This is a genomic window from Halogeometricum limi, from assembly GCF_900115785.1.
Taxonomy (GTDB): domain Archaea; phylum Halobacteriota; class Halobacteria; order Halobacteriales; family Haloferacaceae; genus Halogeometricum; species Halogeometricum limi.
In genome coordinates, this window is the sequence record NZ_FOYS01000002.1 from 308,892 (window position 1) to 328,614 (window position 19,723).

Consider the following 19,723-nt stretch of genomic DNA (forward strand, 5'->3'; position numbering starts at 1 on the left):
AGCCGTGATTCTCGCCGGCGAGCGTTTAAGACCCCTACTCAGGAAGCATAGACAGAGATGAGCGGTCAGAACGGAGGACGAAACGCGCCGTCCGCAAGACTGTGTGCAGACGGTCAGGAGGACCGCTCCGCGCAGTACGGGGACGTGCGACGAGTACTCCGAACGGGGCGCGTGCGAGGTGGGGGACGGTGAGTACCGCGTCGGAGTCGAACGCGGGCGGTGAAACGACGCGTGCGGTCGTCGTGGACGACTCGCGGTTCATGCGGACGCTCATTCGTACGCTCCTCGAAGACGGAGACATCGACGTCGTCGCCGAGGCGGCCGACGGTGCCGCGGCGATAGACACCGTCGCGGAGTACAGTCCGGACGTGGTGACGATGGACATCGAGATGCCCGAGATGAACGGCATCGAAGCGGTGGAAGCCATCATGGACGACCACCCGACGCCGGTGTTGATGCTCTCGGCGCACGCCGAGGACGACGCCGACGTGACGTTCGAGGCACTCGACAAGGGCGCGGTCGACTTCGTCACGAAACCCGGGGGCGAGGTCACGTCGTCGATGCCGCGCGTCAAGCGCGAACTCGTCGAGAAGGTCCGTTCCGCCGCGGCGGTGGACCTCTCTGCGACCCGGCGCACGACGACGCTGGGCCGCCGAGAGATGCCACGGAGTACGGGCACGCGAACCGCCGAACGGAGTCGGAGTCGGAGTCGCCGCGAGAGCGACGAGCGGACGGCGACCGACGACGCGTCCGACTCGCCCGCGGACGCCGACACGCCGTACCCGGACCTGTCGACACTCGTCGTCGGCGCGTCCACGGGCGGTCCGAACGTCGTCGAACGCGTCCTGTCGGACCTTCCGGCGATGGCGAACCTCCGCGTCCTCGTCGTCCAGCACATGCCCGAGGGGTTCACGCGACGGTTCGCCGACCGCCTCGACACGCGGTCGGCGTACGACGTGCGGGAGGCGACGGACGGCGAACGAATCGGCGTCGGCGACGCGCGCGTCGCCCCCGGCGGGTCGCATCTGGTGACCGAACGCGACCGGAACGGCCGACTGTCGCTGAAGCTCACGGACACGAAACCGATTCACGGCGTGAAGCCCGCGATAGACCTCACGATGGCCTCTGCCGTCGAGACGGTCGACGGCCCCCTCGTCGGCGCTCTCCTCACCGGGATGGGACGGGACGGCGTCGACGGGATGGGCCGCATCCACGAGGCGGGCGGACACACGGTCGCACAGGACGAAGACACGTCGGCAATTTTCGGCATGCCGAAGCGAGCCATCGAGACGGGGTGCGTCGACGCAGTCTCCCCCGCCGACGACATCGCCTCGCACATTCTTGCCGGACTCACAGAGGAGTGAACGATGGACGAAGAACTCTACCAAGCATTCATCACCGAATCCGAAGAGAGCATCACCCAACTGAACAACTCGCTGCTCGAACTGGAGTCGAACCCCGACGACACCGAGGCAATCGACGACATCTTCCGTCAGGCGCACACCCTGAAGGGGAACTTCGGCGCGATGGGTTTCGACAACGCCGCGACGGTGGCGCACGCCGTCGAGGACCTGTTGGACGAGATTCGGCACGGCCGACTGGAGGTGACGCCGGAGCGGATGGACCTCGTGTTCGACGGGATGGACGAGATTCTCGACATCCTGCACGACATCGAAGAACACGGCGAGTCCAAGAGCGACCCGATGGACCTCGTCGAAGAGATTCGCGCGGCCGCCGAAGCGGACGGCGAAGAGGCGGGAAACGCGGACTCGGCGGCGACTGACGACGCGTCGGGCGGAGCGGACGCACTGGCCGTCGCCGCCGAGACGCTCGACACCGACGCCGACGAGTTCGCGGAGACGGAACTGCTCTACCACGCGGCCATCGACCTCGACGCGGGTGAGATGAAGGGCGTCGACGCGGGCCTGTTCCTCGGCGGCGTCCCCGACGAGGTGAACGTCGTGGGGTCGGTCCCCGACATCGACAGCATCGAAGAGGGCAGATTCGAGAACGGCTTTGCGCTGTTCGTCGCGGACGTCCCCGAGTCCGAACTCGGCCCGACGCTCGCGGACCTCTGGAAGGTCGAACGCGTCGAACTCACCGACGTCTCCGCGATTCTCACCGACGAGTTCGACGCGGACGCCGACGGGACGGCCGCGGACGTCGACGAGAGCGCGGGCGCAGACGCCGAACCGCGGAACGAGGCGGACGAGGCGGGCGCGGACGCTCCGGACGGCACCGACGAGACGGAGGCGGAGACGGCGGACGCCGAAGCGGAAGCGACGGACGTGGCGGACGCCGAAGCCGAGGCGACCGGCGCTTCGGACGCCGACGGCGACGGTATCGACCCCGCCGAGGCGGCCGAAGCGGTCGCGGCCGTCGAAGCCGCGTACGCCGGGTCGTCGACTGACGACGCGGAATCCGCGGCCGACCACGCCGAGTCAGAGACGGACGCGGGAGTCGAATCCGACGCAGAATCCGTCGACGCATCCGATGCGGAACCCGACGCGCAGACGCCCGCCGAAGCCGGGACGGCCGCCGAGGCGACGCCGGCAGTCGACGCCGTAGACGCTCCCGGCGGCACCGACGAGAGCGACCAGACCGACGACACCGACGACACCGACGACACCGGCGATTCGTCGCGGGAAACCCCCGACGACGAGACGGCGACGCCCGGCGGTCAGGAGACGTCCGAGGCCGAGAGGACCGAGACGCGCGAGAAGAAGGACAAAGACCGGTCCATCTCGGCGGTCAAGTCCGTCCGCGTCGACGTGGACCAACTCGACCAACTCCACGAACTCGTCGAGCAACTCGTCACCAGTCGTATCAAACTCCGGCAGGCGATGGAGGGCGAGACCGACCAGACGGGCGGACTCGACACGTTGGACGAGTTGGACAAGATTTCGACGAACCTCCAGAACACCGTCATGGACATGCGACTCATCCCGCTGAAGAAGGTGTTCGATAAGTTCCCGCGCATGGTCCGCGACATCGCTCGCGAACAGGACAAGCGCGTTCGGTTCAACGTGGAGGGCGCGGACATCGAACTCGACCGGACCATCCTCGACGAGATATCCGACCCCTTGATGCACGTCCTGCGGAACGCCGTGGACCACGGCATCGAGTCGCCGGACGAACGCGAGGCCAACGGGAAGTCCCGAACCGGGACCATCGAACTGGCCGCCCGGCGCGAACACGACACCGTCGTCATCACCGTCACCGACGACGGGAGCGGCATCGACGCCGACGCGGTGCGGAGCAAGGCCGTCTCGAAGGGGCTAGCCACCCGCGAGGAACTGAACGAACTCCCCGACGAGGAGGTGTACGACTACATCTTCCACCCGGGGTTCTCCACGAACGACGAGATAACGGACGTGAGCGGTCGCGGCGTCGGCATGGACGTGGTGAAGACCACCGTCGAAGCGCTCGACGGGTCCGCGACGGTGACCAGCACGCCCGGCGAGGGGTCGGTGTTCACCATCCGCCTGCCCGTCTCCGTCGCCATCATCAAGGTGCTCTTCGTCCGCGTCGGCGAACGCGAGTTCGGCGTCCCCATCAAGTACATCGACGAGATATCCCGCCGACAGAAAGTCGAGACGGTCAACGGCGCGGAAGTCGTCGTCCACGAGGACGCCATCTACCCGCTCGTCCGCCTCCGCGACGCCCTCGACGTGGACATCGACGAGCGAGAGACGGGCATGATCGTTCGCATCCGTCCGGAGGACAGACAGGTCGCACTCCACTGCGACCACGTCACCCGACAGGAGGAAGTCGTCGTCACGCCGCTTCAAGGGCCGCTCAGCGGAACGCAGGGGCTCTCCGGCACGGCCGTCATCGGCGACGGGAACGTCATCCCCATCCTCGACGTGAGCACGCTCGAACTGCCGGACGGCGGTAAGGAGGCGATGCGCGAGTGGACGCCGCCGTCGGACGCGAACGGGGAGTCGTCCGACTCCGACGCGGCCGGCGTCGAGGAGGCCGCCGACTGATGGCGAGAGCCGAATCGTCCGACCCCGCGTTTCGGCGTCTGCTCGAGTACGTCGAGGAGTCGCTGTCGTTCGCGACGAGTTCGTACAACGACGCGTACCTCGACCGGCGAATCTCCGCGCGGATGCGTCGCCGCGGCGTCGACGACTACGACGCCTACCAGTCGTTGCTGGGCGACGACGACGAAGAGCAGCGGGCGTTGCTGAACTCCCTGAGCGTCAACGTCACCAGTTTCTTCCGCAATCCAGAGGTGTGGACGGCGCTCAGAGAGGTACTCGCGGACATCGCGCAGTCGAACCGGCGGGTCAACGTCTGGAGCGCGGCGTGTTCGGACGGCCGCGAGGCGTACTCGCTGGCGATGCTGGCGCACGACGACGACCGAATCGACCCGCGAAACGTCTCCATCCTCGGCACCGATATCAAACCGGAGATACTCCGCGCCGCCCGGGCGGGCGAGTACCACGTCTCGGAGACGAACGACGTGACGTCGCAACTCGAACCGCTCGACGGCTACGAGCAGTACGTCGAACGCGACGACGACGTGTACCGCGTGAGCGACGCGGTGCAGTCGTTGGTGTCGTTCCGCCGCCACGACCTGGTCCAACAGCGCCCGCCGGACACGTTCGACCTCGTCGTCTGCCGGAACCTGTTTATATACATCAACACCGAGGCGAAGCAGGCGATATTCGACACGCTCGGGTCGTCTCTCACCCCCGACGGCTATCTCACCATCGGGATGACCGAGACGGTTCCGCAGTCCTGTCGCGGTCGGTTCGACCCCGTCGAGAAACGCCTCAGAATCTACCGAAACGCCGCGAACGACACGACTTCGTGAGGTGAGCTGAGACGATGAAACCCGGAGAAAAGAAGGTCGCGGACACGAGCGGTCGGTTCCTCCAAGTCAAGCGCGGCGGCCGAAAGCTGAACGACGCGAACTGGACGAACGGGCGCATCCTCCTCTCGAACCAGCGACTCATCCTCGCGGGGACGGGAGGTAAGCGGACGTTCCCGCTCTCCTCTATCCAGCAACTCGGCGGCCGGTTCGACGTGAACCAGCGTATCGCCACCGTCTCCGACTACCTGGCGTTGCAGTACGACGACGGCGAGAACGTGGTGCTCGTCGCCCCGAAGGACTTCGAGGAGTTCGAACTCGAACTGTACGGCGCGCTGCTCAACTCGGTTCGGTTCCTCGTTCGGCACCCCGCCGTCGAGGGCGGCGTCGTCCAGAACACCGAGTGGGAGGGCGCTCGCATGAAAGTCGAGGACGAAGCCGTCAGTATCGCGACCGTCTCGGGGTCGTTCGTCCACGTCAGACTGGACGACATCGGCGACATCGAGATGGGTCGGCGGACCGTCCGCGAGGAACCGCGCGAGGTCATCGAAGTCGAACACTCGAACGACGAGGGGACGAGTCTCCAGACGTACATCTCCGGTCCCGAGCGTCCGGTGAGCATCCTGAAGTCGCTGCTCCGTATCGGCGAAGAGCAGTCCGAGACGGCGCTCGAACTGTCCAAACAGGACAAGCAGGTGCTGATGGCGCTGTACTCGGGCGTCTCGCCGTTCGACATCCCCGCGTTCCTCGGTATCGACGTGGACGACGTGGAGGAACTGTTCGTCAGACTCATCGACCACCACGTCTTAGACGAGGTCCGAATTCGACACGAGGTCGAACTCAACGCGCGCGGACGGTCCATCGCGGCGGACGCCATCGACGACCAAGGCGCGAACATGTGACCTCGGGGACGCGCCGACGACCGACCGCCACGACCGACCCGACGACCGACCGCCACGACCGACCCGACGACCGACCCGACGACCGACCGCCACGACCGACCCGACGACCGACCCGACGACCGACCCGACGACCGACCGATTCGAGATTCTCCGAGAACAGAAGACACCGGAGAGCGACACGTCGGCGGTCGCGGACGAGTGTGACGAGGTAGGACAAGCGCGGGCGTGCGACCGAGTTGTCGCCGAGAAGAGACCGAGAGACCGAACGCAGAGCGCAGATACGCGCCTCAGACGTTGACGCCCTCTATCTCCTCGTTGACGACGAACCGGCCCTGCGGAGTGAGGTCGCAGGGGAGTTCCGATTCGGTGATGAGGTTGTCGTCGTACAGTTCGCCGAGGCGACTCGCGAGTTCGGCCTCGTCGAGGTCCAAGAGCGACGCGAGGTCGATTCCCGGACCGGTCGAGTAGAGACCGACGAGCACTTCGAGCGTCTCCTCTTCGACTTCCACGTCGCGGACGTCGCTCTTTATCCAGTGGTAGATGAGACGCAGGTAGCGGCCGAGGATGTTCATCTTCCGGCGCGACCCCATCGACATCTCCGAGGTGACCGTCTGGCCGTTCTCGACGTGTTGTACCGAGAGGACGAGTCGCTTCTCGTCGTCGATGGTCCGTTCGATGACCTCGAAGAAGATGACGGAGGCAAGGTCTATCTCGAACGGTCCCTCCGTCTCTCCGAGTTCGTCGTTGCCGGGGAAGACGACGGACTCGTAGTCGAGGTGGAGTCCGGTCTTGCGCTTCGGCGTGTCCATCACGCGCCCGCCCACCTTCGCGGGGTGTTTCACGTGGGTCGTCGACCCGTTCAGGACCGCCCGGAAGAGGAGTAACGAGAACTTCTCGATGGTCTCTCTGTCGCCGCCGATGACCGTCGTGCGCCGGCGGTTGCCGACGACGTACCCGACCATCACCGTGTAGTCGAAGAACTCCTCGACCTCTGCGGGGACCTGTCCCACGGCGATGTCGAAGATGGAGGTGATGGGGACCACCGTCTTCGTCTCGGAGGTGGCGAGGATGAGGCGGCGTTCGCTCATCAGGACGCGCCCTTTCACCGGTTCGAACGTCGCCTCTCCGCCGGCGACGAAGTTCGCGACGAAGTCGACGATTATCGACTCGCCGTTCTTCGACCGTCTGAGTCGTCGTTCGCGTTCCGCGTCCGTCTCGGACGCGTCGTCCGCCGCGTCTTTCTTGTTCCGGTAGGCTTCGAGCAGGTCTTCTCCCGTCGCACCGGTCGACGCGGGCGACGCCGCCGTCTCGCCGGTGTCGGTGTCTGCCCCGTCGCTCCCGCCGTCGGTTCGAAGCGACGCCGTGCGCGAATCCGCGAGGTAGTCGGTCTCGACGCCCTCGTCGGGTGTCGGTGTCGGTACGCCGGTGTCGGAGCCGAGTTCGTCCGTCATACACTGATCAGTGCTCCTGCGAGCGAAGAGGTCGCGACGGCACTCGCACAGCCGATCCACACGAGGACCACGAAGTGGAGGTAGGCGTTCGCCTTGTGCCCGCCGTCGACCATCCGGATCATCAGCGACGACAACAGCGCGTTGAACAGGATGATGAGCGCGAGCAGATACTCGATGAACGGGATGTCGTACACGCCGGCGTAGATGAGTTGTCCGAACTGCATCTGTCCGAGGTTCATCTTCGTCGAGAACGACGCCAGAATCTCGACGACTTCGAGGCCGATGAAGAACGCGAACGACGCCGACGCCGTGATACCGTAGAGGACGCCGATGAGCGTCACCGTCGCCTGTTGGCGCTGCCGTCGGAGTTTGATGACCTCGTTCATGTTCCGGGAGATGAGTTCGCCGAGCTGTTTCGGCTTGCCACCCATCTGCCGTCCGACGTTGTACATCTCGCTGAACTTCTGGATGAGGTAGGAACTGGACTCGGCGGTGAAGAAGAACCACGACCGTCCGGGGCCGATGCGCATGTTGAGCCGGACGTACAGGCGGTCTATCTCCCGCGAGAGGACGCCGAAGTCCTTCGTTCGGAGCGTCTTCAGGACGGCCGTCGTCGTACTCTGCTTCGCCGTCTCGGAGGCACCGAGCGCGCGGATAAATCCGGGGTACTCCTCGTCGCGTTCCTTGATGCGGTTCTCGTGCCGTCGGGCGATGATGCCGGGGATGGCCAGCGGCGTGAGCGGTGCGGCGATGAGGATGGGGACGGGCGTGTCGAGCATCACCGCGCGGACGGACATCCCGACGTCAGTGAACCCGGCGGTTCCGAGCGCCAGCACCATGACGAGGACGAACGAGAGCGCGACGGCGCCGTACAGCGCGATGTCTATCTGACGGTCGGCCTTCGTCCGGTACTCGTCTTGGACGTACCAGAGCGGGTCGTACGGCGACATCGTCTTGATGACGTAGTAGAAGCCGAGTTGGACGAAGACGAACAGCACGATGACCGCCGCGATAGTCATCGTCGCGTCCGTCCCCGTGAGGATGGGCAGGACGATGGCGTTGATGACCGCGAACGTCATCGAGAGAATCATCGAGAGGTAGAGGTCTTTCATCACTTCGAGGTTTCCGAGGGCGCTCTCGTAGACGGTGATGTACTTCTGGACCATCGCGTTCTGCTCGCCGAGGAGGAAGTCGTCTATCTGCTGGCCCGCCCCGAGCGAGTACGCGAGTCTGTCCAGGAAGTCCGCGAGCGGTTTCGAGGGCACCTGTCGGGCCCGACGCTCGCAGGCGTCGTCCAACGACTGGTTCCACGTATCGACCAGTTGGGTGATGCGGCGCATCTCGATGGCGAGTTCGCCGTACTCCTCTTCTCGCCCCAGTTGCCGAAACACCGACACGCGGTCGATGTTGGTCGTCGACAGCACCGTCATGTGGGTGATGAGGAGGTGCAGTTGGTTCTCCAAGCCGCGGCGCTGTTCCTCGACGAGGAGTCGCGGATACAACAGCGCGCCCGCGAGGACGAGCGAACCGAGGAGGAACACGGGGATGCGGACGAGTAACGGGAGCGGAAGCGCGAGGGCACCGACGAGTGCCACGAGGAAGAACACCGACGCCGGGAGCAACACGACGACTCCGTAGCGCTGCATCGGCATCGGCATGCGCTCGTACGACTCTAAGACCGAGTCGAGAAACGCGCGCACCTGTCTGGTCTGTGCGCCGAACCCCTCCGTGGTACTCGCCTCGGACATCGCTACAGCCTCGCCATGTCGAACGGGAGGCCCTCGGCGCCGTCCCGCTGGAAGTCCTCGATGAGTTCGTTCACTTCGTGGTAGCCCGTGATGTTCTCCTGGATGGCGCGGTTGACGATCTCGGTGCGGTACTCGATGTCGTCGTATATCTTCCGCGTGTCGTCGTAGCCGAGGAGCGTCGCGATCTTCTCCTCCATGATGAACGAGTTGTTCCGGCCCTGGAACACGATTTCGTCCTCGACGGGGTCCCAGTAGAACGCCTCACGGGTGACGACGCCGCCCATCTCCTTCGAGTACCCCTCTATCTCTTGGACGCTCGTCACGCGGCGGAGGGTGTCGTTGCCGCGTTTGACCCGGTTCTGGAACAGGGCGATGTCGCAGTTCGACATGAACGTCTCCGGGACGTGGATGGGGTCGCCGGTGAAACGCTGGATCATCGAGACGATGTCCGAGGCGTGGAACGTGAGCATCACCGGGTGACCGGTCTGGGCGGCCTGGAACGCCATCCGGCCCTCTTCACCACGGACCTCCCCGACGATGATGTAGTCTGGACGCGAACGGAGGGCGGCGGCGACGAGGTCGAACATGTCCACCTCGGAGTCGGCCCCGCGTCCCTCGCGCGTGAGGAGTTGCTGCCACGTGTCGTGCGGCGGAAGGACCTCCGCGGTGTCCTCTGCGGTGTATATCTTCGAGTCCTGCGGGATGAACGAGAGGATGGCGTTCAGCGTCGTCGTCTTCCCGGACGCCGTCTCGCCGACGACGAAGATGGTCCGCTCGTTCTCCAGCGCCATCCAGAGGTACGCGCACAGCTCCGGCGAGAGCGTTCCCCACTTCGCGATTTGGAACACCGACAGGGGGACGTCGTCGCCCTGACGGATGGTGAGGCTGGACCCCTTCAGCGACACGTCGTCGGAGTAGATGATGTTGATACGCGACCCGTCCGGGAGCGTCGAGTCGACGATGGGGTGCGCGTCGGAGACGGGGTCGCCGATTCGCTCACCCATGTTCCGAAGCCAGTTGTCGAACTGGTCTTTCGAGTCGAACTCGACGGTCGTCTCCAGCAGACCGTAGACCCCGTGGTCGACGTCGACCTGCCGGGGACCGATGACGTGAATGTCCTCGTTCGCCGGGTCGCGCATGATGGGTTCGAGGGGGCCGAGGCCGACGATGTCGCGGACGAGACGGTACTGAATCTTCTCGTACGTCTCCTCTGTGACCTGCACGGGCCCGATGTCGAGTCGCTGGATGAGTTCGTGAACCCGCCCCTGCTGTTTTCCCTCCAGCATGACGATCTCTTCGAGTAACTCTTCGATGCGGTCCTCGTACTCGACGTCGGCTTCGGGTGCCGGTTTCGACACCGAGCGTTCGAGGAGTTTGTCCTTCACCTGGTCGAATATCTCGTGTTCGTCGTCGTCGAGTTCCGGTTCGATGGTGTAGTACTTCGTCGTCTCACCGAAGTTGCCGTACACCTGCGCGTAGATGGGGCCGCCGAGGTGGTAGATGACGTTCGGCCGCCGGGATTCGTACTCCCCGGACGCCTCGTCGATGAGCATCGGGAACTCACCCGTTATCTGCCGGAAGCGTTTGAGGTGGTCGCGCAGGTGTCCCCAGCGCATCGCGTGCTGTTTCAGGTCGTCGGACAGTTTCGCAGAGCCGTGTTCGGTCGCCATTATGCCACGCTCCGACTCTCGATGACGATGCCGATTCCCGACCGGACCGAGAACCCGATGCGGTCTCCGACCTGTTCGCCCATCCCCGCGAACCGCTTGACGAAGACGTTCCGCCGCACGTCGTTACCGACTTCGACCATCTCCAACTGGAGGTAGACGTCGGCGATAGAGCGGAACGGCCCGATGGCGTCGTCGTCCACGGTGGAGGGGTCGACGGTGAGGATGATGGTCTTCCCCTTCGTCGTCAGTTCGCGGAAGAAGGAGATAATCTCCAAGGCGGCCTGTCGCTCCTCGTTCTGCCTGACGAGTGCCTCGAACTGCGGGTCGTTCCGCAGGATGGCGTCGAACGTGTCGATGATGGTCACGTCCGCCTCCCAGAGCGTCTCGGCCTCCATGAGTCGCCGGAGGAGTTGCTTTCGCTCTTTCGACGCGCCGCCGGTGAGCGTCCCCGAGGCGTCTATCTCCGCCGGGATGAACAGCACTTCTTCGTCGAGAAGCGGTTTCACCATGTCGTACGACAGCGAGTGCATCTGGTCGAGAAAGCCCCGCACGCCCAACTCCGTCGAGATGAGCGACGTCACGATATCTTCTCGACTGAACCCGTAGGTGAACCGCTGGGAGAGGACGCTCTTTCCGGCGCCGTAGTCCCCTTCGATGAGGACGATAGACCCCTTCGGAATCCCGCCCCCGAGTTCCTTCTGTAACCGGTCGTGCTGTTGTAGCCCGAGTGAGAAGTGATTCGATTTCATGATTACGTTCTGAACTGGAATATCTCCTCGTCGCCGTCGACGATGAGTTTCGCGCGGTGGTCGCCGGAGTCGAGCGAGAGACCGCTCACGACCACCTTGACGACCCCGTGTGGTTGCCACCCCGTCTCCCCGTCCACGACGGTGACGGTGACGTCGGTCTGGTACTGCGCGTCGACGATGACGTCGAACGACTGCCCCGTCGCGGGGATCGATCTCGTTCCGGTGTTCTTCACGTACAACGTAAGGTTTCCGGAGGTGCTGTTGTAGACGGCCGACTCCGAGTCGCTGATAACCTCCATGTCGGTCCGGATGTTCTTCGAGACGTCCGCGCCTCGGTCGTCTAGCGCGCTACTGATGTCGGTGACCGTGTTGATGAGCACGCCCGAGACGCCCGCCGCGATGACGAGACTCGCGATGAACAGGATGAGCGTCGGTGCGGAGACGTCCGCCATCTCAGTTCACCACCGTCTCGTTCGCGTCGGCGACGCCGTACTCGGTGACGAACTTGACTCGCTGGGGCGCGTCGTCCCCGGAGAACTCCACGAGGAGCGTCTCTCCGGGGGCCCAGATGTCCGTCCCGGCGGTGCCGTCGACCTCCAGTACGGTCGAGTTACTGAGCGCTCTGTACTCGTTGTCGACGAGTAGCGAGGTGTCGTTGACGGACAACGTCGTCGTCCCGGTGTTCTCGACTTCGATAGAGGTCGGATAGCTGCCGTTGTTGTTCGTGTAACTGGCCGAGGTGATGTTTATCGCCGTGTTTCGCTGGTCGAGGAGTCGTTCGTCGGTGGCGTCCCGTGCGTCGGAGAGTTGCTCTGCGCTCCCCGCCGCGGCGGTGTACAGCGTCCCCGTGCAGACGAGGACACCGAGGAAGATTATCGCCGTCGAGCCGCTAACGCCGAATCCCACGGTGACCCCCCCGATGCGACAGTTCTTCGAGCAGACGCGCTTCGGCGACGTCGCCAGCCAGCCTGCTCACGTACGTGAGGCTCTCTTTGTGGTGTTCGACGCGGAGGTCACGCGGTTCCTCCGCTGTCGTCGACGACGCCGCGTTTCGGACGTGCGCGTTCATCTGTCTCTCGACGGTGCGGGATATCCACTCCTGTTCGCGGTACTGCCGGAGGGCGCGCGCCGCGCCGATGGCGCCGCCGACCGAGACCAGAAAGCGCGTCCACTCCAGCGCGACCGATTCGGCGACGTAACTCGCCGGGAGGGCGCTGAGGTAGACGTCGGCGTCCGCCGTCGCGTCGGCGGTCTGTCCGGACGTCTGCTCGGCCTGCGCTCCCGAGTCGGAGCCTGTGGTCTCCGCGGTGTCCGACGTCTCGAACTCGAACGACCCGGTGTCCGGTTCGGCTGCTTCGGACGCGTCGGGTTCGTCGGTCGCACCGAGGAACTCCGATTCGGCTTCGTCGGCCGCCTCGGCCTCGTCCGCGTCCGCGTCGTCCGCGTCGTCGCCGACGAGTTCCTCGGTGGTGGGGACGTCGTCGTCTTCGACCGCCAGGTCGTCGGCGTCGAGGGGGCTGTCGTCGACGTCCGCGTCGTCGTCTTCCCAGCCGTCTCCCTCCTCGTACTCGGCTTTCAGGTCGTCGAAGCTCGACCCGCTGGTGCTCGGTTCGTCCTCCCCGTCGTCTTCGACCATCGGGTCCTCCTCGCCGAGAATCTCCGAGGGGTCGTCCCGTTCGTTCTCGGAGAGTTCGTCGCCGGCGGCCAACTCGGCCTCTTCGGCCTCCGCCTCGGAGTCGAAGTCGCCGAAGTCTTCGTCGAAGAAACTCTCGGCGTCGGCGCTCACGACGTCGGGGTCGAGGTGTTCTTCTTCCTCCTCTTCGGCCTCGAACAGGCCGAACGACCCGCCGCCTTCGAGTCCGCCCATCTCGCGGGCGTCGTCGACGAACGGGTTGATTCCGCGCGTCACCATCTCGTAGATGTCGAGCAGTTTGCGGATGGTGTCGTCGAGTTCTTCGACGGTCTCGCCGATCTGTTTGTTCTCCTCGCGGACGGTGTTCATCCCGGACGACGTGGCGCTGACCTCGTTCTCCAGTTCGGAGACGCGGTCTTCCAGTTCGGCGACGGTGTCGGGGTCGACGCCGCCGCCGCCACCGCCACCGCCGAAGTCGCCGTCTTCGTCGTCGAAGCCGTCCATGTCGTCCGCCTCGTCTCCGAAGTCACCGAAGTCGTCGGAAAAGTCGTCGAGGTCCTCGTCGAACCCGAGGCCGTCCGTCGCGAGACCCGTCGCGTCACCATCGGGTAGCGCGTCCTCGTCTTCCCCGTCTATCCAGTCCATCATTCCCATCCGTCTCGCCTCCGTCGTGTGCGGACGGCCGCGTGGCCTCGCTCACCGTCCGACTGAGACACGCGGCCCTCACTCCGGTGTCTCGCCGGTTCCCGGCCGGATGGGCACTCCGACGTCGGGGGAACAGGTAGCATTGACTCCAATGAACAGTCATCAGTACAAGAATGTTGCCACCAAATTATCAGCGGTGATACGACACGTCGGACCCGCGGCAGAGGGGTAGACCGCTGTCTCAGCCCGTGTGAGAAGAATTATCCGGGTGGAAGACCGAACAGCCAACCGATAGCCTATATGGAGGGTGAACATCTATGCCAGAACTCGTAAAAACCGGAGTCGACGGACTCGACTCCATCCTCAACGGCGGTATCGTAAAGAACGCCGCGGTGCTCATCAGTGGCAACCCCGGGACGGGGAAGAGTATCCTCGGTCTGCAGTATCTCTACAACGGCGTCGACCAGTTCGACGAAGGCGGAATCTACCTCACGTTCGAGGAGGCCGAAGACGACATCCGAGAGGCCGCCGAGTCCATCGGCTTCGACCGCTGGTCGGAGTACGTCGACGAGGGGAAGATCAAAGTGTACGACAAGCGGACGCTCCTCCGGGACGGTGACTTCTCCTCGACGCTCGACCGCATCCTCGACGACCTTCAGGACACCTCCTACGACCGACTCGTCCTGGACTCGCTGACGATGTTCCAGCTGTTCTTCGAAGACGAGAAAGAGCAGCGTCAGTACCTCCTGAAGTTCATCGACATCCTGAAAGAGAGCGATCTGACCTCGCTTCTGACGACCGAGCAGTCGGCCATCTTCCCCGAGACCGAAATCGGGCTGGAGAACTTCCTCACCGACGGGAACATCTACCTCATCCAGAGTCCCGCCGGCGCGACGAGCAACCGGTACGTCTGGGTCGCGAAGATGCGCAAGCAGTCGATCAAGAACTCGATGTTCCCCTTAGAGATCAACGAGGGCGGAATTCAGATCTACGAGCAGGCGGCCGGGTTCTCGATGGTCGGCGAGTCGCCGCCGTGGTTCGGCGAAGAAGGCGACTTAGAGTAACGGCCCGCCCCTCCTGACTCTCCGTCTCGCGTTCGTCACTCCCCGGAGCAGTGCGTCCGCGTCGGACGACGCGTCTCTGTCCCGAGCGAGTGCCGCCGCTACCGTGTCAGCGTCCGTGAAAAATGGGAGAGTCGAAAAGCGATTCGGAGTGAGCGCCGAACTTAGAGTTCGACGGGGTCGCCCGCGTCCTTACCGGCGAGTTGCTGGGGCATCGTCAGGATGACCTGCGTCGTGCCGCCCGTTCGGCTCGTGATTTCGAGCGTGACCTGCTCGCCCGTGGTGAGGCCGTTCGTGTGACCCGCGTCGTTCGCTCCCGCTTCGACGTCGGACGTGTTGATGACGACCTCGTAGCGGTCGTTCATGCTGTTGAGCACGCCGAACGACCCGTCGTCGTCCGTAACCTCGGTGAGACCGAACTCGTCGGCGTCGGCGACGTTCGCCGTGCCGTCATCTCCGACGATCGTCTGGTTCGTCAGCGTTTGCACGTTGGTCGCGCTGAGGTACTTGATCGACGTCTCGTTCATGTCGACGCTGCTGGAACCGGCCGCGAGGCGGACGGTCAGGTTGATGCTGCGGATGGTGTCGTCGCCGACGACGCCGTGCTGGTTGAGCACTTCGACGCGGTTCGTCACCTTGTCCACGCTCTGCTGTCCGGCGTCTTCTGCGGTCGCCTGCAGGAAGCCGGCCGTGTTCACGAGGACCCCCGCGGCGATGGCCGCGACGAGGACCATCGCGATGAACACGATGAGCGTCCCGATGCCGACCTGACCGCGGTCGTCGTCGTTGAATAGTTTGTTGAACATTGGTCTTATCTTAGAGAGCGATTGGGTCGTTGTTGTTCTTGCCCGCGAGCTGCTGGGGCATCGTCAGGATGACCTGCGTCGAACCACCGGAGCGGCTCGTGATTTCGAGCTTCACGGAATCGCCGGTGCTGACGCCTTCGCCGTTCGCTTCGACGACCGAGGTGTTGATGACCATCTCGTAGCGGTCGCCCTGCGTGCTGAGGACGGGGAACGACGTGTCGTCACCGTCTTCGAGGGCGTACGCCGTGAACTCTGTCGAGTTCAGACCCTGGTCGTTTCCGCTGATGTTGTACTCGTGAACGGGACCGAGTTGCGTGCCGTCGGCGTCCGTCGTTGCGTTTTTGTACACGAGGTTGCGCGCGGTGTCGTCGCTCACGTACTTGATGGTCGTATCTTCGAGCGAGACACTGCCGGAACCTGCGGCGAGTCGAACCGTCAGGTTCAGACTGTCGACCGCGAGACCGCTGCCGGTGTCGTTGACGATGCCGTGTGTGCTGACGACGTCGACGCGGTTGGTAACTTTGTTAACACTTTCCTGCCCGGCGTCCTGCGCAGTCGCCTGCAGGAAGCCAGCCGTGTTCACGAGGACCCCCGCGGCGATTGCCGCGACGAGGACCATCGCGATGAACACGATGAGCGTACCGATACCGACCTGACCGCGGTCGGCGTCAAATTGTTCGAACATGGGTTGTATATCTCCAGTACGGCCCCACCCCCTTGCCGGAGGAGAAGACCTACGATACTGACAATCAGTGTTACGTACATAACGCTACGGTCCCAATTATCGGAGCCGATAACAGAGCCAGCACACGGCCGTGAGTAAAATAGTGCGCGTACGCGAGGGCGAACGTGAGTCCGCGGTCGAACAGTTGGGGGTCGAAACGTCGTCGAAAGACGAAAAAGGAGAGAACAGGCCCAGCGTCGGGCGATCAGTCGCGAGCGATCTGCCGCCAGACGTCGTCGAGTTTGTTCTTCACTTCGGGTCGTTCGGTGACTTGGACGTTGCACTCCTGACCGTCGAAGCGGATGACTATCTCGTCTACCTCGCGCCGGTAGACGTTGGTTCGGCGGTGTTCGTCCGAGAGAACTCTGTCGTGGAGGTCGAGAAGGCCGGCGGCGGTCAGTTCCTCGATACGACGGTAGCACGTCGCAATGGGAATATCGAGCATCTCGCTGAACTCTTGAGCGGAGTGAGGTTCGTCCGCAGCGCGTAAGATATCGGGATTGTATTCGTTGCCCAGCGCTGCAAGGGTCCTGTCAGACTCCATAGATGGAGCTATCTCTGTCGTGAGTTAATGTGAATGTGTTGGTTATCGTGAGGGGACATCGGCCCGGTGGACGTACGCCACCGGAGCGACGACAGTCGCGGCGTCGGCGATGGTCTTATTAGTTCCCCGAGGCCACCTCCGGGCATGGCCTCCGACGACCCTCCGCGCGACCGTTCGACACGGCGGAGCGAAGAGGGAGTCGTCGGTCCCCGTCAGTTGGATTACACCGAGAGCGAACGCGTCGCCGAAATCGGCGAGGGGCGGTACGTCGTCGCCACCGACAACGACGGGACGCCGAACGTAGACGAGACCGGGGATGCCCCGTCTGAAGCGGACCACACGATAGAAGAGCGGGGTCGGTTCGCCAGTCAGCAGATGGCCCGGTACGTCTCCGACCGCGACGCCGACTACGGGTTCTCACTGACGGCGTCGTTCGACGGGTCGGTCTCCCATCGGGAACTGTTCTCCGACGACGTGGCGACGGCGTTCGGTGACCTCGCCGCGTGGTACGCCGACAGCGTCGACGGCGACGCCTCGTCGGCGGAAGTCCTCGGTATCCTGCTTTTGGCGTCCGACACCGACGTCACGTTCCCGACGAAAGTGCTCGCGCCGGTTCTTCGCGAACACGGACTGACGACGAGTGACTCCATCGGTGACCTCGTCGAGGCGCTCGCGGGCGACGGTCTCCAGATACCACCGCGAGACTAGCCCGAGCGCCCGACAACGGCCTCCTCCCGCCAGTTCGTCCCCATTCCGAGACGGTACTGTATCAGCGTTGATAATGGGGTGGAAGGGTTTATAGCCGGTTTCCCAGAAAGTGGGAGCATGGCAAGCACCGTACTGGTCGTGGACGACTCGGCGTTTATGCGGAACCTGCTGAAGCAGTTGCTCGACGGCGAGCACGAGGTGGTCGGCGAGGCAGAGAACGGCGTCGAAGCGGTCGAACTGTACCGAGAACTGGACCCTGACGTGGTCACGATGGACGTCGTGATGCCGATTCGAAACGGCATCGAGGCGACGACCGAGATAAAGTCGCTCGACGCGAACGCGTCGGTCATCATGTGCACCTCCGTCGGGCAGGAAGAGAAGATGCGCGAGGCGGTCGAAGCCGGTGCGGACGGCTACATCACGAAACCGTTCCAGAAGCCCAACGTCCTCCAAGCCATCGACGACGTGGTGAGCGTCGAGGCATGAACTTAGACGTCCAGTCGCTACGGACGTTCAGCCGCCTCGCTCACTCCGGTGCGGAACGCGCCGCCGGGTCGCTCTCGCAACTCACCGGCGTCGAGACGTTCGTCAACGTCACGAAGATAGAGGTCAGTACGCGTCAGGACGTCGAGCGAGAGTTCCACGAACGCGACCTCGTGACGGTTCACATCGGCTTCAACGGCGGTATCGACGGTCGAACCGTCCTCGCGTTCGACCGAGCGGAGGCCGTCGAACTCGTCGACGTCCTCGTCCCGGGCGCGGCCGACCAACCCGAGGGCGAGATGGCGACGAGCGGCCTGAAGGAACTCGGGAACATCATGCTCGGGGGCTTTCTCGACGGGTGGGCCGACCACCTCGAGACGTCTATCGACATCACCACACCGACGTTCGTCGACACGCAGACCGAGGGCACGCTCGAAGACATCACCGGGGACTCCGGCTTTCAGATGGCCACCGGCGACGACCACGTACTGGCGTTCCGGAACCAACTGGAGACCAGCGAGAGTCGCGTCGGCTTCCACATCTACATGCTCCCGACGCACGATTCGGTCGACACCATCTCGAATCTCACCGGAGGCGAGTCGGACTCGGTCCCCATCGAGACGTTCACGTCGTTCTCCAGTATGATATCCGAGGGGGCCGAACAGGCGTCCGACGACCTCACGGCGATGACCGGCATGGAGTCGGCCGTCGAAGTTAGCCGACTGAGTTTCGTCCCCATCGAGGCGGTGCCGATGCAACTGACCGACGCGACCCGGAAGGGCGTCGTGTTGGAGTTCATGGGGACGCCGTCGGGCTACATCGCCATCCTGTTCGACGACGAGTCCGCCGAGAAGGTGGCGGACGCGCTCATGCCCGGCATGGAGGCCGACCCGGCGATGCGGCAGAGCGCCATCCAGGAGATCGGAAACATCGTCACGTCGGGCTTCATCGACGGCTGGGCGAACGCGCTGGAGACGGTCATCGAGATATCGCCACCCACGTACGTCGACGACATCGGCTCCGCCATCGTCGACCCGTTGGCGACCGAACTCGCCCAAGCACAGGAGTACGCCTTCCTCATCGACTCGGCGATTCGGACCGAGAACGACGCGTTCACCTGCGACATCTACGCCCTTCCGAACGAGTCCGAACTCCGCGAGGCACTCGACCAACTCGCGGCGGAGGCGCAGTAGACACCCCGACGGGGCGGCCGTCAGCCGGCCGTCTCGTCTCCGCGGACACACACGATGAAAATCTACACGAGCGACACGACGAACACGGTTCGCGAGCGGACGAAAGTCGGTATCGCAGACTACGGCGTCGTGTCCGGTGACGAGACGCTGACGACGAGTGGACTCGGGTCGTGCGTCGGCATCGCCCTCTACGACAACGCGTCGGGCGTCGCCGGACTCGCACACGCCATGCTCCCCTACGCGAACGGCGACTCGAAGGAGGCGAAGTACGTCGACACGGTCGTTCCCGCCCTCCTCCAGTCGATGGTGGACCGGGGAGCCAACCCCCGCAACGTGCGGGCGAAACTCGCCGGCGGCAGCACGATGTTCGAGTTCTCCTCGACGGACGGGAGCATCGGCGACCGAAACGTCGCCGCCGCCCGCGAGGTTCTCGGCCGAGAGCGTATCAGTATCGTCGCAGAGAACGTCGGCGGCGACCACGGCCGGTCGCTCGAACTCGTCGCGTCGACCGGTGACCTTCGCGTACGCAGTGCAAACGCCGGACGAACGACGATTTGACTCTCGGCCGACCGCGTCTCGACCGGCTT

General features: G+C 64.2%; 18 protein-coding genes and 2 pseudogenes. 9 read left to right on the plus strand and 11 right to left on the minus strand.

Features of this window, described 5'->3' with window-relative positions; all coding sequences use genetic code 11:
- The first annotated feature begins 260 nt into the window (after positions 1 to 260).
- Genes cheB through BM282_RS06490 form a run of 4 tightly spaced genes read left to right on the plus strand, consistent with a single transcriptional unit; the run spans position 261 to position 5,721 of the window.
- Entirely contained in the window at positions 261 to 1,364 is a 1,104-nt protein-coding gene (gene cheB, locus BM282_RS06475) for a chemotaxis-specific protein-glutamate methyltransferase CheB (RefSeq protein WP_245758323.1), read from the plus strand.
- A gap of 3 nt (positions 1,365 to 1,367) precedes the next feature.
- Positions 1,368 to 3,989 carry a chemotaxis protein CheA gene (locus BM282_RS06480; RefSeq protein WP_089878199.1) on the plus strand — a complete coding sequence of 874 codons (2,622 nt, stop codon included), beginning with the start codon at positions 1,368 to 1,370 and terminating at the stop codon, positions 3,987 to 3,989.
- The gene (locus BM282_RS06485) at positions 3,989 to 4,822 is read left to right on the plus strand and encodes a CheR family methyltransferase (RefSeq protein WP_089879461.1); all 834 of its coding nucleotides are present in this window, start codon (positions 3,989 to 3,991) and stop codon (positions 4,820 to 4,822) included. The genes BM282_RS06480 and BM282_RS06485 overlap by 1 nt, the downstream gene beginning before the upstream one ends.
- A gap of 14 nt (positions 4,823 to 4,836) precedes the next feature.
- The gene (locus BM282_RS06490) at positions 4,837 to 5,721 is read left to right on the plus strand and encodes a CheF family chemotaxis protein (protein ID WP_089878202.1); all 885 of its coding nucleotides are present in this window, start codon (positions 4,837 to 4,839) and stop codon (positions 5,719 to 5,721) included.
- 287 nt (positions 5,722 to 6,008) lie between these two features.
- Here the strand turns inward: BM282_RS06490 and BM282_RS06500 are convergent, their stop codons facing one another.
- The 8 genes and pseudogenes from BM282_RS06500 to BM282_RS06530 all read right to left on the minus strand — a co-directional run bounded on the left by BM282_RS06500 (position 6,009) and on the right by BM282_RS06530 (position 13,626).
- Positions 6,009 to 7,172, minus strand: coding sequence for a CheF family chemotaxis protein (locus tag BM282_RS06500; RefSeq protein WP_245758318.1), 1,164 nt, complete (start codon positions 7,170 to 7,172; stop codon positions 6,009 to 6,011).
- Positions 7,169 to 8,920, minus strand: coding sequence for an archaellar assembly protein FlaJ (gene flaJ, locus BM282_RS06505; RefSeq protein WP_089878207.1), 1,752 nt, complete (start codon positions 8,918 to 8,920; stop codon positions 7,169 to 7,171). Before flaJ ends, BM282_RS06500 begins: the two co-directional genes overlap by 4 nt.
- A gap of 2 nt (positions 8,921 to 8,922) precedes the next feature.
- Positions 8,923 to 10,143, minus strand: a pseudogene (locus BM282_RS06510) (type II/IV secretion system ATPase subunit); the annotation flags it as partial.
- A gap of 50 nt (positions 10,144 to 10,193) precedes the next feature.
- Positions 10,194 to 10,590, minus strand: a pseudogene (locus BM282_RS19015) (type II/IV secretion system ATPase subunit); the annotation flags it as partial.
- A complete protein-coding gene (locus BM282_RS06515) occupies positions 10,590 to 11,339 on the minus strand; it encodes an ATPase domain-containing protein (protein WP_089878211.1) in 750 nt (249 codons plus the stop codon). The gene BM282_RS06515 and the pseudogene BM282_RS19015, both read right to left, overlap by 1 nt.
- Before the next feature lie 2 nt (positions 11,340 to 11,341).
- On the minus strand, positions 11,342 to 11,791 hold the full coding sequence (locus tag BM282_RS06520; RefSeq protein ID WP_089878214.1) for a CARDB domain-containing protein: 450 nt from the start codon (positions 11,789 to 11,791) through the stop codon (positions 11,342 to 11,344).
- Between the two features lies 1 nt (position 11,792).
- On the minus strand, positions 11,793 to 12,245 hold the full coding sequence (locus BM282_RS06525) for a fla cluster protein FlaF (RefSeq protein WP_089878217.1): 453 nt from the start codon (positions 12,243 to 12,245) through the stop codon (positions 11,793 to 11,795).
- Entirely contained in the window at positions 12,229 to 13,626 is a 1,398-nt protein-coding gene (locus BM282_RS06530) for a flagella accessory protein C (RefSeq protein WP_089878220.1), read from the minus strand. The genes BM282_RS06525 and BM282_RS06530 overlap by 17 nt, the downstream gene beginning before the upstream one ends.
- A gap of 308 nt (positions 13,627 to 13,934) precedes the next feature.
- Here BM282_RS06530 and BM282_RS06535 point away from each other — a divergent pair, with 308 nt between their 5' ends.
- On the plus strand, positions 13,935 to 14,681 hold the full coding sequence (locus BM282_RS06535; protein ID WP_089878222.1) for an RAD55 family ATPase: 747 nt from the start codon (positions 13,935 to 13,937) through the stop codon (positions 14,679 to 14,681).
- 161 nt (positions 14,682 to 14,842) lie between these two features.
- Here BM282_RS06535 and BM282_RS06540 read toward each other — a convergent pair whose 3' ends face one another.
- The 3 genes from BM282_RS06540 to BM282_RS06550 all read right to left on the minus strand — a co-directional run bounded on the left by BM282_RS06540 (position 14,843) and on the right by BM282_RS06550 (position 16,752).
- Positions 14,843 to 15,484: an archaellin/type IV pilin N-terminal domain-containing protein gene (locus tag BM282_RS06540; RefSeq protein ID WP_089878225.1), complete on the minus strand. Its 642-nt coding sequence runs from the start codon at positions 15,482 to 15,484 to the stop codon at positions 14,843 to 14,845.
- A 10-nt stretch (positions 15,485 to 15,494) separates the two neighbouring features.
- Positions 15,495 to 16,169, minus strand: coding sequence for an archaellin/type IV pilin N-terminal domain-containing protein (locus tag BM282_RS06545; RefSeq protein ID WP_089878228.1), 675 nt, complete (start codon positions 16,167 to 16,169; stop codon positions 15,495 to 15,497).
- Positions 16,170 to 16,413: 244 nt separating this feature from the next.
- Entirely contained in the window at positions 16,414 to 16,752 is a 339-nt protein-coding gene (locus BM282_RS06550; protein WP_089878231.1) for an ArsR/SmtB family transcription factor, read from the minus strand.
- Between the two features lie 144 nt (positions 16,753 to 16,896).
- Here BM282_RS06550 and BM282_RS06555 point away from each other — a divergent pair, with 144 nt between their 5' ends.
- The 4 genes from BM282_RS06555 (at position 16,897) to BM282_RS06570 (ending at position 19,694) form a co-directional block, all read left to right on the plus strand.
- Positions 16,897 to 17,460 (plus strand): DUF7500 family protein, encoded by a 564-nt coding sequence (locus BM282_RS06555; protein WP_089878234.1) that lies wholly within the window; start codon positions 16,897 to 16,899, stop codon positions 17,458 to 17,460.
- A 117-nt stretch (positions 17,461 to 17,577) separates the two neighbouring features.
- Entirely contained in the window at positions 17,578 to 17,946 is a 369-nt protein-coding gene (gene cheY, locus BM282_RS06560) for a chemotaxis protein CheY (RefSeq protein WP_089806186.1), read from the plus strand.
- Complete coding sequence (locus BM282_RS06565) at positions 17,943 to 19,136, plus strand: chemotaxis protein CheC (protein WP_089878237.1); 1,194 nt, start codon at positions 17,943 to 17,945, stop codon at positions 19,134 to 19,136. Before cheY ends, BM282_RS06565 begins: the two co-directional genes overlap by 4 nt.
- A gap of 54 nt (positions 19,137 to 19,190) precedes the next feature.
- A complete protein-coding gene (locus BM282_RS06570) occupies positions 19,191 to 19,694 on the plus strand; it encodes a chemotaxis protein CheD (RefSeq protein ID WP_089878240.1) in 504 nt (167 codons plus the stop codon).
- Positions 19,695 to 19,723 lie beyond the last annotated feature (29 nt).

Coding starts and splice junctions, on each gene's coding strand:
- cheB (WP_245758323.1), top strand. CDS start 261: ATGCGGACGCTCATTCGTACGCTCCTCGAAGACGGAGACATCGACGTC.
- BM282_RS06480 (WP_089878199.1), top strand. CDS start 1,368: ATGGACGAAGAACTCTACCAAGCATTCATCACCGAATCCGAAGAGAGC.
- BM282_RS06485 (WP_089879461.1), top strand. CDS start 3,989: ATGGCGAGAGCCGAATCGTCCGACCCCGCGTTTCGGCGTCTGCTCGAG.
- BM282_RS06490 (WP_089878202.1), top strand. CDS start 4,837: ATGAAACCCGGAGAAAAGAAGGTCGCGGACACGAGCGGTCGGTTCCTC.
- BM282_RS06500 (WP_245758318.1), bottom strand. CDS start 7,172: ATGACGGACGAACTCGGCTCCGACACCGGCGTACCGACACCGACACCC.
- flaJ (WP_089878207.1), bottom strand. CDS start 8,920: ATGTCCGAGGCGAGTACCACGGAGGGGTTCGGCGCACAGACCAGACAG.
- BM282_RS06515 (WP_089878211.1), bottom strand. CDS start 11,339: ATGAAATCGAATCACTTCTCACTCGGGCTACAACAGCACGACCGGTTA.
- BM282_RS06520 (WP_089878214.1), bottom strand. CDS start 11,791: ATGGCGGACGTCTCCGCACCGACGCTCATCCTGTTCATCGCGAGTCTC.
- BM282_RS06530 (WP_089878220.1), bottom strand. CDS start 13,626: ATGGGAATGATGGACTGGATAGACGGGGAAGACGAGGACGCGCTACCC.
- BM282_RS06535 (WP_089878222.1), top strand. CDS start 13,935: ATGCCAGAACTCGTAAAAACCGGAGTCGACGGACTCGACTCCATCCTC.
- BM282_RS06540 (WP_089878225.1), bottom strand. CDS start 15,484: ATGTTCAACAAACTATTCAACGACGACGACCGCGGTCAGGTCGGCATC.
- BM282_RS06545 (WP_089878228.1), bottom strand. CDS start 16,169: ATGTTCGAACAATTTGACGCCGACCGCGGTCAGGTCGGTATCGGTACG.
- BM282_RS06550 (WP_089878231.1), bottom strand. CDS start 16,752: ATGGAGTCTGACAGGACCCTTGCAGCGCTGGGCAACGAATACAATCCC.
- BM282_RS06555 (WP_089878234.1), top strand. CDS start 16,897: ATGGCCTCCGACGACCCTCCGCGCGACCGTTCGACACGGCGGAGCGAA.
- cheY (WP_089806186.1), top strand. CDS start 17,578: ATGGCAAGCACCGTACTGGTCGTGGACGACTCGGCGTTTATGCGGAAC.
- BM282_RS06565 (WP_089878237.1), top strand. CDS start 17,943: ATGAACTTAGACGTCCAGTCGCTACGGACGTTCAGCCGCCTCGCTCAC.
- BM282_RS06570 (WP_089878240.1), top strand. CDS start 19,191: ATGAAAATCTACACGAGCGACACGACGAACACGGTTCGCGAGCGGACG.